This window comes from Lysinibacillus sp. NPDC093712, assembly GCF_050280025.1.
Classification (GTDB): domain Bacteria; phylum Bacillota; class Bacilli; order Bacillales_A; family Planococcaceae; genus Lysinibacillus.
Window position 1 is genome coordinate 738064 of sequence record NZ_JBNNUU010000001.1, and the last position, 15390, is coordinate 753453.

11 protein-coding genes and 1 riboswitch are annotated in these 15390 nt (G+C 35.5%); of the genes, 7 read left to right on the forward strand and 4 right to left on the reverse strand.

Going from position 1 to position 15390, the window contains the following annotated elements:
- Positions 1–23: 23 nt before the first annotated feature.
- A complete protein-coding gene (locus ACQKNX_RS03790; RefSeq protein ID WP_340824698.1) occupies positions 24–455 on the forward strand; it encodes a hypothetical protein in 432 nt (143 codons plus the stop codon).
- 114 nt (positions 456–569) lie between these two features.
- Complete coding sequence (locus ACQKNX_RS03795) at positions 570–2834, forward strand: YheC/YheD family protein (protein WP_427427639.1); 2265 nt, start codon at positions 570–572, stop codon at positions 2832–2834.
- A gap of 182 nt (positions 2835–3016) precedes the next feature.
- Here the strand turns inward: ACQKNX_RS03795 and ACQKNX_RS03800 are convergent, their stop codons facing one another.
- On the reverse strand, positions 3017–4222 hold the full coding sequence (locus ACQKNX_RS03800; protein ID WP_427428260.1) for an ATP-grasp domain-containing protein: 1206 nt from the start codon (positions 4220–4222) through the stop codon (positions 3017–3019).
- Positions 4223–4373: 151 nt separating this feature from the next.
- Here ACQKNX_RS03800 and ACQKNX_RS03805 point away from each other — a divergent pair, with 151 nt between their 5' ends.
- Both ACQKNX_RS03805 and ACQKNX_RS03810 read left to right on the forward strand, forming a co-directional pair.
- Positions 4374–5771, forward strand: coding sequence for a Mur ligase family protein (locus ACQKNX_RS03805; protein ID WP_427427640.1), 1398 nt, complete (start codon positions 4374–4376; stop codon positions 5769–5771).
- Positions 5772–5984: 213 nt separating this feature from the next.
- Entirely contained in the window at positions 5985–7370 is a 1386-nt protein-coding gene (locus ACQKNX_RS03810; protein WP_427427641.1) for a UDP-N-acetylmuramoyl-tripeptide--D-alanyl-D-alanine ligase, read from the forward strand.
- 225 nt (positions 7371–7595) lie between these two features.
- On the opposite strand, the gene ACQKNX_RS03815 is transcribed toward ACQKNX_RS03810, so the two are convergent.
- Positions 7596–8528, reverse strand: a complete 933-nt coding sequence (locus tag ACQKNX_RS03815) for a C40 family peptidase (RefSeq protein WP_427427642.1) — start codon at positions 8526–8528, stop codon at positions 7596–7598.
- Between the two features lie 643 nt (positions 8529–9171).
- On the reverse strand, positions 9172–9534 hold the full coding sequence (locus ACQKNX_RS03820; RefSeq protein ID WP_427427643.1) for a VOC family protein: 363 nt from the start codon (positions 9532–9534) through the stop codon (positions 9172–9174).
- A 211-nt stretch (positions 9535–9745) separates the two neighbouring features.
- A riboswitch (cobalamin riboswitch) is annotated at positions 9746–9924 on the forward strand.
- Between the two features lie 184 nt (positions 9925–10108).
- On the opposite strand from ACQKNX_RS03820, the gene metE reads away from it, so the two are divergent.
- The 3 genes from metE (at position 10109) to ACQKNX_RS03835 (ending at position 14284) form a co-directional block, all read left to right on the forward strand.
- Positions 10109–12403 (forward strand): 5-methyltetrahydropteroyltriglutamate--homocysteine S-methyltransferase, encoded by a 2295-nt coding sequence (metE, locus tag ACQKNX_RS03825; protein ID WP_427427644.1) that lies wholly within the window; start codon positions 10109–10111, stop codon positions 12401–12403.
- Between the two features lie 326 nt (positions 12404–12729).
- Positions 12730–12879, forward strand: coding sequence for a hypothetical protein (locus tag ACQKNX_RS03830; protein WP_427427645.1), 150 nt, complete (start codon positions 12730–12732; stop codon positions 12877–12879).
- 478 nt (positions 12880–13357) lie between these two features.
- Positions 13358–14284 (forward strand): alpha/beta hydrolase fold domain-containing protein, encoded by a 927-nt coding sequence (locus ACQKNX_RS03835; protein WP_427427646.1) that lies wholly within the window; start codon positions 13358–13360, stop codon positions 14282–14284.
- Positions 14285–14822: 538 nt separating this feature from the next.
- On the opposite strand, the gene ACQKNX_RS03840 is transcribed toward ACQKNX_RS03835, so the two are convergent.
- Positions 14823–15242 (reverse strand): hypothetical protein, encoded by a 420-nt coding sequence (locus ACQKNX_RS03840; RefSeq protein WP_427427647.1) that lies wholly within the window; start codon positions 15240–15242, stop codon positions 14823–14825.
- Positions 15243–15390 lie beyond the last annotated feature (148 nt).

Here is a 15390-nt window from a genome sequence, read left to right on the forward strand (position 1 = left end):
GGAATAGGAAGGGGCTGGGGAAATTGGGTGTTGAAAAAGGAAGAAACCACTTTGTAAGTGAAGCGCTATACGATATAAAAGCACTTCAGGATATAATCACAGATTTTCATTCGAAATATTATGGTCAGCTTCTTGTAAAAATAGTTGGTAGTGATACCATTCCCTTTTTTTTAATAACGCACAATGGAGCACATTTACGATTAATAGATACTGTCAAACAATTTGAAACAGAGTATTTCCGTATAGAAGAAATTGATAAGGAGCGTTGTCGAGGAACCATTTCACTGTTACGAGCTTATGATTATGAAGGCAATGAAACGAACTCGATTGCTGATGTTGTACGACTAGAAAGAACAACTACAGAAAAGTCTATTGAGTTAGGCAGTATTTCAGCTATTCAGCTATTAAATCCTGATTTATTAAAAAAGAAATTCATCATTGAGCCTAAGTGGTAAGAAACGTTCTATGGTAAAACTACTAAAATAATTGAAAAACTAGAGCATCTGTCCATATGCAAGCTGCGTAATCTGAATTTATTAGAAAGAATCTATAGAAAGGAAGATTAACGCATGACAATTATAGGGATGTTGCATCATCGTCTAGATCCTAAAACTGTTCTCAAGTCATATGCATATGCAGCAGTTGCAAAAGCAGAAGGGGTAGATTTTTTTTACTTTACTCCTAGAAAGGTAAACTTTGACAACCGTACTATCGATGGGAAGGTATTAGAAGATGGGCAATGGCATGAAAGAGTGATGCCCTTTCCAGATGTCATTTATAATGCTGGAAGTCCAGAAAAATTATCGGTGTCAAAAGATATTATAGAGAGATTGAAAAAGGAAATACCGTTTACTACACATTCTATAGGGAATAAATGGAATGTCATGGAGCGATTAAAAGAAGCTAAAGAATTTGAAAAATATATTATTCCTACAGAAATAGTAAAAAACATCGATGTATTTCATAGCTATATTGCCCATCATAAAAAAATAGTATTTAAACCGGTTGATGGTCGTAAAGGTAAAGGAATTTATTTCATTATAAAAATAGGGGATACTTTCGAGGTAAGGCAAAATAGCGATAACCGTATGTATTCAAAACCCCAGTTAAATGCATTAGTAAATGAACTTCTTGCTACAGGAACATTTATTATGCAACCTTATATTCAATCGAAAATGAAATCGGGTCAAGTATATGACTTTCGTTTACACGTGCAAAAAAATGGTGAGGGAAAATGGGTTGTGACGACTGTATATCCGCGAATAGCGCCACATGGCTCGATTATTCCAAATATAAATAACGGGGGATATACAAATTATTTAGACCCATTTTTGGAGCAGGAATTTCAGGAAGAAGCTTTTAATATACGAAGAATGTTAGAGCATTTTTCATTATCTTTGGCACGCCATTTAGATGATATTCAGATGACGAAGTTTGGAGAAGTCATTGATGAAATTGGGATCGATGTTGGGCTAGATGCGCAACAAAGAATTTGGGTTTATGAAGTAAACTGGCGTCCAGGCTGTCCACCAGCATTTTATTTAGAATTAGATGTCGTAATCCATTCCATTCGCTATGCAAAATACTTAGCAGAAAACTACCAACATGTAAAAAAAGCGAGGGTCAAACAAAAACCAAATCTCGTAGATTCTAAACCTAAACCAATAGAGCAAAAGCCTAAGGTTGTCGAGTCAAAGCCTCAGCCGGTAGAGCCAAAGCCTCACCCTAAGCCGAATTATGTAGATGCAAAAACAGACAAACCAATTATAGCAATTACTGGAAGCGCAGGGAAGACAACAACGAAGGCATTTTTAGGATCTATCTTATCTAAAAAATGGAATGTATTCGAATCTAAAGATTATTGGAATACGACTGAGCATACTAAAAAACATGCTGAAGAAATTAATGAATCCCACCAAGCCGTCGTTCTTGAATACGGAATGGCCTATCCAGGGATTATTACGAATCACTGTAGCATTATTCAACCGAATATTAGTATCGTAACGAATATCGGTCTTGCACATGTTGGTAACTTTGATGGTGATGTGAGACTAGTTGCAAAAGCTAAATCAGAATTGATTCAAGGTATGGACCAACAAGGGTTACTTATCTTAAATAAAGATGATGAAAACTCGAAATATTTATTGACTGATCAATTTAAAGGGAAAATACTGACAACTGGAGTGAAGACGGAAGCAGACTATCGAGCTTACGATATTCAATATAAAGAAAATGGCATGTCCTTTAAAATGAAACTCCAAGGGCAGGAAATCCAATTATTTATTCCAATATTAGGCGAACATCATGTATATAATGCGCTAAATGCAATCGCGGTTGCCGATTATTTAGGGTTTACGCCACAAGAAATAAAAGCCGGTTTACATTTCAAAAAACCTCCAAGAAGGCTGACGGTCTATAACTGTCGTGAAAATATAACGGTTATAGATGACACTGTGCATTCCCATCCTCAAGGTGTAAGGGCTGCTCTTGAAGTACTGACAAATGTCGGTAAGAAGAGGCGGATTGCAATTATTGGTCAGATGCGGGAATTAGGAGATTTAAGAGAAGAAGAATATCGTAAATTGGGTGAATATATTGCTGACCAAAGTATTGATCTTTTAATTACTTACGGGTTTAGGACCGAAGAAATTGGTGCAGCAGCAAAGGCTAAAGGAATGAAACAAGAGAACATATATCATTACACAAACAAAGATCAATTGCATGCCTTGCTGGAGGAACTGATTAAGCCTGATGATACGATTCTCGTAAAGGGCGCAAGTAAAACTAATATGTTTGAAACGGTTAAATTTTTAGATAAAACATTTAAAGCATAAATAACATAACCCGAGCAGTTGCCAATTTGATAGGTCAACTACTCGGGTTGTTTATGTTTGTGTTGTATTGTAAACGATATGTACTAATACTTGGATGTGTAATTTTAGAGCGGACGTAGCAGGACGAAGCTACATCCGCAAAAACTGATTCATTTGTAATCCTAACAAGTGTATTGAAAAATTTATAAGGCTTTTAATAGAAATTTGATTTCCTTAGCGGCTGTTATGGCATTATTTTTAGCTTGAGCTAACGATTTGCCCTCAGCAATGACGTAGGCATAGCGATGCCCCATAGATAATGGCGGGGTTAAAATTGTTCCTTTTCTAGGTTTTACATAGACATCTACAACACCTGTTGATTTTGAAGCCTTTGTTCTTCCAATTACTCTTTCTAACACACCTTTACTTTCTACAATCACGTATTTTGTGAAAATAAACTTATTATGACGAGGGTTTACATTAGGTTGTTCACCTAAAAATAACTTAAGTGTTTCTTCCACATAACTAAATCCGAATGCAGCATGTAGCATGTTATTCATAGCGCCCCCTGAAATTCTAGGGTTTATTTCAATGAGCTTCCAACCGTTTTCAGTTAAACGAAGTTCTAAATGCAATGTTCCATTTTCAATATCAAATACATCAACGATCGAATGGAGCACCTCTTCAATTCCTTTTTGAATATGGGGAGGTACTTCTGCGAGTACACCATAGCCTGTAATAATAAATCGCTTTCCTTGTGTAATCTCTTGTTCAATAATGCCAATCGTATGAACTTGGCTCTTATAAACGAGAGCTTCAACTAAATATTGAGGGCCATCAATATATTCTTCAATCATGATGGTTTCCCCAGGATTTTTGTTTTGGAGAAATGTAAGGTGTATATCGAGTTGGTCTTTATTTGTCGCGAACAGTACGTCTTTAGAACCTGTTGATTTAGGTGATTTAACGATTAGTGGGAATACCATATTATTTGTAAATGATTCATGTGGTTTTTTTAGAACAAACTTAGGGGAATAAGGTTGATCCTTTAAAATATTCCTTGTTTTTTCTTTGTCCTCCATCATTTCAATAGCAGATGAAGACGTATAGTTTTGGCAAAATTCGTCACATAAAATAGAGGCAATATGAACAAATGGGTCTACAAAACTAACAATTGATTTTATCTCTAATCCGGTATCAAACAAATTGTGAATTTCTTCTATCATATCTTCTATATTAGAGGTGTCGATAAGAACCATTTTATGAATGTCTGGGTAGGCTTTTCTCTGTTCTAATTGTTTTGTATTGTTTGTGAAGAGTACCGTAAAGTAACCCAACTTTTCTGCTGCTTTTATCGCTTCACGACTAGATCCAGATTTGTTTGTACCTATAAATATAATTGCCTTCAGTATAATCACTCCTTCAGTTGGCACTTGGATTATTAATATACATTTTATATATATGCTGTGAAATAGTTTTCTTCTAGTTATGTATCATGTTTACATCCAAGCAACTTTTGTGACCATTCATATAATAGAAATGAAAGGAGTGTGAATTGATATGAAGCCTCTATCGGTGAAGAATTTAACAGCGATTACTGCAGGTAAATTGTTGCAAGGGTCGGATGAGGTGCTGATCCAGTATGGCGCATATCGACTAAAACAAGTTAAAAAACCGTATACTGCACTTTTTACAAACAAACGCATTATCAACTGGAAAAGTCTAGAGTCGCTTTCCCCACTAGTACTTGTAACAGATCGTTTGTATAGTCAGCATGAAATTCCTCAAAAAGTAATCATCATCCAAGTAGAGAATGCAGATGAGGCCTACTGGAAGTTTGTACATTATTATCGTAGTCAATTTGAAATCCCTGTTATTGCAATTACCGGTACCTCTGGAAAAACAACAACGAAGGAGATGATTAAGCATATTCTTTCTGCTGAAAAAGAAGTTGCTGCAACTACTTTAAGCAGTAATTCTAGAACGGCTTCTTTGCAATATTTACTTAGCATCGATGATGAAACAGAAGTTGCAGTTTTTGAAACAGCGGTTGGATCACCTGGGGATGTAAGGAATGCAGGGAAGTATTTCAAGCCGACTATCGGCATTATTACTAATATTGGAGCCCACCATTTAAACTATTGTAAAACGTTAGATGGTTATATACAGGCAAAAGGTGAAATGGTTGAAATTGTAAATCCAGCAGGGTCATTAATTATCAATGCGGAAGATGCTAATATAAAAAAAATCGATTTGTCGAAATTCGAGGGAAATATTATTAAAATCGGGCAGCATACATCATGTGATTTTAAAGCAAGTCATATTCGGTATGTTGAAAATGGCATGCAGTTTACAATGCATCACAAAATGAAAAAATATGACGTTTTCGTCCCTGGATTTGGAGAGCATCAAGTATACAATGCATTAGCCGCAATTGCTGCTATTAATGAATTAAATGTACCGATTTCGTTAGCAATTAAACAATTAGCGTCATTCAAGAAAATGAAAAAGCAGCTACAACTGTTTGAAGGTATTAATAATTCACTGTTAATAGACGATACTTGGAGTTTAACAACGACTTCATTAGAAGCAGCCTTAAAGGTCTTAAATTCAATAGGAGAGGGCAGGAAAAAGATAGCCGTTATTGGAACAATTACCGATTTAGGATCGTGGGGTTATATCATCCATGAGCAAGCTGGAGAGTTAATCAATCGTATTGGTGTAGATGTGCTTATTACAATAGGAGAGCACGCCCGAATTATGGCTGATCATGCAGTGAAACTAGGATTTAGTGACCCTGTTTATACTTTTAAAAATAGTACACTCGTCTATAAGTTATTACATGAAATAGTAGATGAAAATACAATTGTCCTGATAAAAGGAGATATGTATAGTAAACAAATTTCCGATTTGGCAGCAGATTTAAAAATAAAAAAATCATTTAGAGATACAAGGTAATGATGGATGCAATGACAACAGGATAAATACTGTGTCACATGAGGTCATTTAATAATATTGTATAGTAATCTACTAGAAAGGAGCGCTCTGAATAAAAGATAAAGTAAATCAACAAATAATAGTCGTTGCTAGAAAAAGGGAAGGATACGCTCCTTTACCCAAACTTCTAGCTATCATTTTTCATACTATAATGAGAGGGGGGACGGAGTTAACGTGCAAAATATAAGTGTGACTGTGATTAGAAAGTTATTACAAGGGGTTTTAGTAAGCGGTTCTGAGCAATGGCTTGTCAAACAGGCTATTTATTATAACCGTCATGATTTGACGCAGAAAAATTCGCTAATGTTCATCAATAAAAGCGAGTCTATTAACTGGAAAGAAATCGATCAAAAGGGGCCATCCCTCGTCATTTCAGATAAACCTTTAAGTGAACTTAAAAATGCACTCGATAATACAACCGTTATTCAAGTAAAAAGTACTTTGCAGGCATACTGGAAGTTTATTGAATACTATAGAGGTCTTTTTGATATACCAGTTGTCGCATTAACCGGAACATGTGGGAAAACAACAACAAAAGAAATGATTAAACATATTGCAAGTAAAGATTGGAATGTGCAGGCATCAATTAGTAGTAAAAATGAGCCTCGTCAATCATTACCCTATTTAACGGGCATTGATAAAACAACGAAAGCAGCTGTTTTTGAGCTAGGTCTGGGGAATACAGGGAACATTAAACATCAATGTATGATCTACAAACCAACAATTGGTATTATTACTAATATTGGTGTCCATCATTTAGATGGATGTAAAAATCTTGAGGGCTATATAAAAGCAAAATCTGAAATTTTAGAAGGGCTGTCGGAGGATGGCACGTTAATCATCAATGGTGATGATGAAAACACAAAAAAAGTACCCTTGCATAAGTTTAAAGGGAAAATTATCACTATTGGCGTTCAGCAGCATGCAGATTACAAAGCTTCTAACATTGAATTTACGAACAACGGCATGAAATTTATCCTGCAAGTATCTAATGAAAAGTATACTATCTTTGTACCTGGTTACGGAGAACATCAAGTGTATAATGCGCTAGCGGCTATCGCAGCTATAAAGGAGATGGGAGTGTCTATCCAAACAGCAATCTCGCGTTTAAAAACATTTAAACCGATGGCAAGGCACCTGGAATTTTCAACTGGTATCGGTGAAAGTACCATTATAGATGATACATGGACGAATAACCCAACATCAGTTGAAGCTGCTTTAAAGGTTTTAGATACGATAGGAAAAGATAAAAAAATAATCCTTATATTAGGTGATATAAAGCGATTGGGTCTTTTCGAAGAAAAGTATCATCGTGAGATCGGTTCTATGGTGGCACAGCGAGATATTCAAATGCTTATTACGATTGGAAAAAGAGCTGAAGATATAGCAGCTCAAGCAAAAAAAGATGGAACAACTGCGGAGGTTCATATATTTAAAGATGTCACAGGTGTACTAGAAATACTTAAACCAAAACTTGATAAAGATACTATTGTATTAATAAAGGGCCCTATGTCTAGTCGATCCATGATTGAATTCGCTAATCAATTAAAGGAAAAATAGCCTTTTGGCAAGGCACTCCTAGCGACTACTCATCAGTAGCTACCTTTATGCGAAAGAATCCTTTTTATGCTTAGATAAAATCCACTTTACGATAATGTAAGGTACCGCTGATTATATCAAAAACATAGCATACAAAGCGTTGTAATTACACGCTTGTATGCTATGTTTTATTATTTTTATAGCGTAAAGATAACGCGTCGTGCTGTCAAATAGCAGCTGATTTTCTTAAAATACACGTTTTGCTGTTATATAATGCTCTTTATAATAATCCACAAAGAGTACTCTAGTTGTAACACCACTTGAAATTGGAATGATGATACGTTGATCTCCAGCGTAGATACCTACAAGAGAAGGGTTATTTGACCCTTTCACACTATTAAAGAACACTAAGTCGCCCTTTTTTAAATTGGCACGTGATACCGTAGTTCCTTTAGCCATTTGTTCTTTTAGAGTTGTTGTACCAAGGTTTACACCGCTCTTACGATAGACATATTCTACGAAACCAGGGGCTGTAAATTGTAAGCTTTGCTCTTTATTTAATGAGCTTATTGTTACTTTATTTTTATAAGTTATTGCATTTTCAACAATTTTATCGCCTTTCGTTGCAGGGTTAGCCGATAGTAATGTTGGTAATACTCTGCGTGCAGATACATAGTTGTCAGTGTAATAAGGTTTGCTACCCATATCTGAAATGACGATATTTTGCTTGGAATCAGCCATATGAATTATTTTGTTATTTCCAATGTACATGCCTACATGATCGGGATCTGTGCCCGTTTTTTTACTTTTAAAGAATACTAAGTCGCCTTTTTGCAATTGGCTTTTAGGAACAAATGTCCCTTGCTGGATCATATAATTTTCATTATAAGTACCAATGTCTACTCCATTCTGTTCAAAAATATACATAATGAATGAAGCACAAGAAAACTTGTAAGGATATGTAGACTTGTAAACTGAATTACTATATGTAGCCTTCCCAATTAAACTTTTTCCTGTTTGAATAAGTTGCTCAGCCTTCGCTGCGACAGCTTGGTCATTTTGTTGTGCATTTGTTGTTGCAGCTTCTACTTTGATTGGTTCAACGGATGCTTGAACGATTCCGAATGAGCTAAATCCAATCGATAATGCTAGTGTAGTTTTTAAAAATTGTTTTTTCATGCTGTTTTTACCTCCTGTAAGCGAGCAGTAAATTCATATCTGTTTGCTTGCTGTTGCAATAATCGTAGCATGAAAAAGTAGGGGTTCTGCGAGGTAAATGTTTCCACAGGGAGCATCGCTTTATGTAAAAACCTTGATATATAAGGCTTTATCGCTTGAATTTACAGTTTCATTACAAATGTTTCAGTTTGATAAATAGTGCATACAAAAAACGCTAGCAACTATGGATTATCACACATAGAAACAATGCTAGGTAATGTGCTAATAGGGAAATCAAAATAAGGGTAAGGAATGATATAAAAATAACTATATGAGTCAAATAGTATTTATAAAAGCACGTAGTATAGGAATTTTTTTGTTTATCATTAAGTATGAAATACATAGTTTGAGTCATGGGTGATTGGAGTAGAGGACGGACAACTCCTGTGGGAACGCACAGAACGTGAGACGCACCAGACAGCGCGATAGTGGGGGTTGCGGCTTACGTGTGTATCCGCGGAAATCGACAGCCCATACAGGAAATCAACGGTAGTAGTCATCACTTTTATATTAATTTTAAATAATAAAGAACTATAGACAAACTCGAAAATCTTCGCGTTTGTCTATAGTCTGAAGCAGCCATTGATGGCTGCTTTTTAAAAATTTAAATAGGCTGAATAATTTCTACTCGATTACCAAAAGGGTCTCTAAATTCAAAGCGCTCATAATTAGGAATTGGAACAGAATCAAGGATTTCGATATGATGCGCTGTTAATACTTTTTTCCAATATGCTACATCCTCTACTTGATAGGCAATATGGGCTTTCGTTGTTAGTCGATCAAAGCCTTCTTCTGTGCCAACATGTACTTCGTGCTGACCAACTCGTAGCCAAAATCCACCACGCCCTTTAAGAGATTCTGGTTTCTCTATTTCTTTGAGGCCTAACAAACGGCAATAAAAAGCTTTCCCTTGCTCCTCGGTACCTTTTGGAATCGTTAATTGTATGTGATGTAATCCGACAATCATAGTAATCCTCCTCGCACGTTCTTTCTATAACTATATATTTCTACAAATTACTTAAAATACCTTTTCGGATTAGTAGATTGTTTTATTATTATGTCGTCAATTAGTCCATTTAAAAATTACTCAAAGTGTAACTCTGTACAGAAATAATACATATATCTTCATAAAAGTTATACTTTTCAGAAAAATATATGTTATAGTAGGAAACATAATTGAATATTGTGTAAGAGTTGGTGCCAAATGAAAGTTTGGCTTAAAAGGGAAGTCGGTGTAAATCCGACGCTGTCCCGCAACTGTAAATCGGAGCAAATCACATATGCCACTGGGGAACTGGGAAGGCTGTGAGGCGTGTTGATGAGAAGCCAGGAGACCTGCCAATGTCTAGTACACACCAAATAACCTACGTGGAAATAGGTGGTGAGATGTGACCGAATCGGCACTGTGCGACTAACGAATATATACGATAATTAATATATTATCGTATCGCCTCGTCATAGCTAATTTAGATATACAATAACTACCATTTTCCTAAAAAGGAAGATGGTTTTTTTATTTTAAACCAGAGGAGAGAAGGAATATGACGTATACAACGACTGTAATAGGCTACCCATACATAGGGGAAGACCGTGAATGGAAAAAGGCATTAGAGGCATTTTGGAGAAATGAACTTACAGAAGAAGATTTCTTACAAAAAATTAAAGAAATCCGTCTTGCACGCATCGACAAGCAGCTTCGTAGCGGTATAGATATTGTCACAGTTGGGGATTTCACACTGTATGACAGAATGCTTGATACAGCGGTTATGTTTGGCTTAGTGCCAAAGCGCTTCGGCTGGCAGGGTGGAAAGGTTAACTTACAAACGTATTACGCGGTAGCACGTGGAAATAAAGAAGCTGTTGCGAGTGAAATGACAAAATGGTTCAATACAAATTATCATTACATTGTCCCTGAATATGAAGGTCAAGCTCTGCAACTAACAGACAATAAAATACTTGCAGATTTCCTTGAGGTTAAAGAAGTATATGGCATTACTGCAAAGCCAACGCTAATCGGGCCATATACATTTTGCAAGCTAACAAAAGGTTACGATAAAGTAACACAAGTTGCGTTTATTTTAGCACTACTACCACTGTATGCGCAGGTTATTCAAGAACTAGTAACAGCCGGTGCTGATTGGATTCAATTAGAGGAGCCTGCATTAGTCACATCATTAGATGAGGCGGAGGTCAAACTTGTGCAAGAAATATATACACAATTAGCAGCCGCTGTACCAGAGGCTAATATTATGTTACAAACCTATTTTGAATCGTTATCAGCTTATAACACACTAATTGAACTCCCTGTACAAGGATTTGGCTTAGATTTTGTTCATGGCTATACGAAAAATATGGAGGCGCTACGTCAATTTGGCTTTCCACATGATAAAGTATTGGCAGTAGGAATTGTTAATGGACGAGATATTTGGAGGGCAAATTTAGCAGAGATAAGTACTACAGTTAGGGCAATTGAACAGCTGACTAGTGCCCAAGAGCTGTGGGTTCAATCGTCATGTAGCTTACAGCATGTGCCGATTTCGACCGCACTTGAAACAAAATTAGAGCCTGTCTTAAAAAATGCGCTTGCATTTGCTGATGAAAAATTAGTAGAAATATCAGAGGTGGCTAAGTATTTAAAAGAAAAAAATCACACGTCAAATCATACTATCTCTGAGAGCATGAAAGCAATTGAAGCATTAAAAAAACATCCTGTACGAAATAATCAGGCTGTTCAACAAGAAGTACAAACGGTGTCGACAGAGGATTTTGAACGTCAAAATGATTTTAATGCGCGTCAGATTATTCAACAACAGTCACTGCAGCTACCACTATTCCCAACGACTACGATTGGTAGCTTCCCTCAATCTGATGAAGTAAAGCGCACACGTAATGCATGGCGAAAAAAACAGCTTTCAGATGAAGCATATGCTGACTTTGTCGCACAAGAAACGAAACGATGGATTGCCATTCAAGAAGATTTAGATATTGATGTACTCGTGCATGGTGAATTCGAGCGTACAGATATGGTGGAATACTTTGGTGAAAAGTTAACAGGCTTCGCTTTTACAGAAAAAGCTTGGGTCGTTTCGTACGGCTCTCGTTGTGTAAAACCACCGATTATTTATGGTGATGTTGCATGGGAAGCGCCGATGACTGTGAAAGAAACTGCCTATGCACAAAGTTTAACAAATCGATATGTGAAAGGGATGTTAACAGGTCCTGTTACGATATTAAACTGGTCATTTGTACGTGATGATATTGCGCGAAAAGATGTGACCTATCAAATTGCACTTGCACTAAGGAAAGAGGTTGAGGCACTAGAAGCGGCTGGCATTTCTATTATTCAAGTCGATGAACCTGCATTGCGTGAAGGATTGCCTTTACGTAAAGAACAGTGGGGCGCATATTTGGATTGGACAGTGAATGCTTTTAAGCTTGCTACGGCTATTGTAAAGGATGAAACACAAATTCATACACATATGTGTTACTGTGAGTTCAATGATTTTATTGAACCAATTAGTGCATTGGATGCCGACGTTATATCTATAGAGACGTCACGCAGTCATGGAGAGCTAATTGCATCACTGCAAATAAACCCATATAAAAAAGGGATTGGATTAGGTGTTTATGATATTCATAGCCCTCGTGTGCCGAGCGAACAAGAAATGTTAAGTATCATGCAAGATAGCCTACAAGTATTATCAACAAATCAATTTTGGATCAACCCAGATTGTGGTCTAAAAACGAGAAAAGAACCGGAAACAGTTGCAGCGCTCGCTCATATGGTTGCTGCTGCTAAAACATTACGTCAACAAGTTCAGCAATCCACATATTGATTGTAAATATAAAAAATAAAGGAATAGAAAACGTTGATTTCTCTTCAAAAATGATAAATCCCCTGAGAGATGAAAATTCTCAGGGGGTTTTGTCTGTATATAGGACAGGACGGTCTTGTATAGAAAATTAATTAAAAACAAACTTAATAGATTTAACTGAAAATTTTAAAATGAATCAGCAAATTCAAGGTTGTAAAGATAAGAATTATAAATGACCATTCGGCAATGGTTTGTAGTACACTAATAAGGTTTACTTCAGTAAAATAAGGTATATTATAGTTGGTGAATAGATTCTTCTTTAAGGATAAGAAAAGTAGGTGAACAAAGTGGGGAAATATCAATTGGATACTAAAGGTAAGGTAGCTGTGGCAAAGTTTCATGAAAAAAACAAGCCTGCCAAATTTGATAAAAAGCAGCAAATTGAAAAAATACGTGCAGAGTATTTGAAAAAGAAGCAAGAACAATCAGAAAAATAATAGAAATGAAAACATAGAGAGACTTAATCTATTATAGGTTATATAACCGTCGATAGTGCAACTTCCAAATACAATTAAAGCATTGCTATGACTGACTTTTGGAGAATGTGCATAAAAACTTGTATAAATAATGTTCCCAAGGAAAGCCACGAAACGTTGATGGTACAGCATTCGTGGCTTTTTCATGTGCGTCCAAACTTTTATTGGGGAGTTTTTTTGTATAGGTATTTCTGTACATTTTAACTAAAGATTAATCATATGTAATGGAGTAAGATAATTTGTAATAAAGTCCAATAATTAGTAAAAAAGGTGTGATACAATTGCAATGACTAGTTGGCCCATCTAATTGAATACCAGTCTACACAAGACCTTCTATCCAACAAAGACTGCACATAAAGAAATACATGGTTAGCTCAAATCATTTCGTGTTATGAAACAGGATGAAAACAATAAAAAAGTTTAAAGGAGAGAAATGAAAATGAGTGTAGAAATTTATAATGGAGCACGTTCTGAAGAAAGTATTCAATTTGAAAAATGGATAACTTCCCAAGGTAATAAAAAGGCTTTTTCTACTATTGAAAACACCAAAAATTTCCTTAAGCAAAGAGGGACTGAAAATACTAATCCCTATGTTATTGGGGATGATGTTACATTTTTAAGTGATATTCAGGAGCTGACATTCGAGGGCATGCAAGTCTTCACATTAAATGACCAAAAGTCCTCGAAACAAAAAGTTATTCTTTATATACACGGTGGTGCTTGGACGAGTCAACCTTTAAATTTACACTGGTTGTTCATGGATAATATGGCACAATCTTTAGATGCAAAAATTATTGCTCCTATTTATCCTAAAGTACCTCATTTTAACTATAAGGATGCCTACTCGAAAATCCTAAACCTATATAAAGAAATTCTTGGAACTGTGGAAAGTATCAATCAATTGACTATCATGGGAGATTCGGCTGGCGGAAATATCTCACTTGGTCTGGGCCATCTTTTAAAGATGGAAGATTTGCCTCAACCGAAAGATATTATTTTATTATCTGCATGTGTTGATATGAGTTTGAGCAATCCTCTTATACCTGAATATGATGAAAAGGATCCTCTGTTAGCTCGTGAAGGAATGGAAGTAATTACAAAGATATGGGCAGCTGATAAAAGTGTAACTGACCCATTAATTAGTCCAATTTACGGTAACTTTAATGGACTTGGGAAGATCACTCATTTTATTGGAACACACGAGGCTTTATATCCAGATGCCATGAAACTTGATGAAAAACTAACAGAACAAGGAATTGAAATCAATACCTTTGTTTATCCTCAAATGATTCATGTGTTTGTTGTTATGCCAACCCCTGAAGCCAAAGATGCTCAACAGAAAATTATTAATATAATTAGTAACTAAGTGTTTTCTTTTAAGTCATGGAACAGTTGTTTTATATTTAAATAGAGACAGGTTAGCAAGCAATAGGTAGAAATCACAAACTTAATATTCAATATTCGAGCGCGATTACAAGGATTAGCGCTCGATTTCATTAATGGGCCCTATTACGGATTAAATTGAACTAATTGGTATAAATTTATAGAGTTATTGAACAACAAGAAAAAGGATTATTTATAATGATAGTCAACTAGACTATAGAGGGAATTAAATGAGCATTTATCAATTTAAAAAAGAAGTAGGGAAAAAGATTGGAAAATTCAATTTTATATTCATTATTCCCCAAAAAGTAGCTCATATAGTGAAGGAAAGGCACAGTAGAAGGATGATAAGAAAAAAGGACTCGATTCTACTAAATAGGAATCGAGCCGATACTAATAAAAACCCATCAGCACCAATGTGTTGCCACATACACTCGACACATTGAGAAGCTGTTGCGTGGTTAAAAATTCTTAATCTTAGCCTCTCTGCTATTTTAATTTAAACTTTTAAATAACTAGTTTTATTTATTTAATTCCTTATATAAAACGTATTTTAAAGCAGAAATTTCATCTTCAGACAGTTTACCTTCAATTTCGGATAATACTTCATCCTTATTAATTGAACCGTTTTGCGCTTGTTCCTGAATTTCAAGTAAACGATTAACGCCCACTTTTTTAATTAACACACGTGTCGCTTCTTCCTTAGTTTGGAACGGAAGAGTATCCGGATTTGTAGTTGCTGCCTCGCTCACAATTTCTTGAACCTTCGAATCGTTCTCGATATAAGATTTAACTTCTTCTAGATTTTTGTCATCTAAATTAGATTCTACTTTTTCAATTATTTTTTCGGAAGCGATATTTGTCCCAAAATGCCATACAGCATAGCTAGCTGCTCCGATTAAAACAAGAATTATTGCCGTAATTGTTAAAAATTTTTTCATTAACTCACTCCTGACACATTGAATATAGCACAACTTCTAAAAAACCACGAAGAAAAGATGTTTTCTATACTTGGTTACATTACAATTATTTGTGAACCTAAACAAAGCACATAAGTTTTTTGCCTAATTATTTATTGTAGGTTTACTT

Coding starts and splice junctions, on each gene's coding strand:
- ACQKNX_RS03805 (WP_427427640.1), top strand. CDS start 4,374: ATGAAGCCTCTATCGGTGAAGAATTTAACAGCGATTACTGCAGGTAAA.
- ACQKNX_RS03835 (WP_427427646.1), top strand. CDS start 13,358: ATGAGTGTAGAAATTTATAATGGAGCACGTTCTGAAGAAAGTATTCAA.
- ACQKNX_RS03840 (WP_427427647.1), bottom strand. CDS start 15,242: ATGAAAAAATTTTTAACAATTACGGCAATAATTCTTGTTTTAATCGGA.
- ACQKNX_RS03795 (WP_427427639.1), top strand. CDS start 570: ATGACAATTATAGGGATGTTGCATCATCGTCTAGATCCTAAAACTGTT.
- ACQKNX_RS03815 (WP_427427642.1), bottom strand. CDS start 8,528: ATGAAAAAACAATTTTTAAAAACTACACTAGCATTATCGATTGGATTT.
- ACQKNX_RS03820 (WP_427427643.1), bottom strand. CDS start 9,534: ATGATTGTCGGATTACATCACATACAATTAACGATTCCAAAAGGTACC.
- metE (WP_427427644.1), top strand. CDS start 10,109: ATGACGTATACAACGACTGTAATAGGCTACCCATACATAGGGGAAGAC.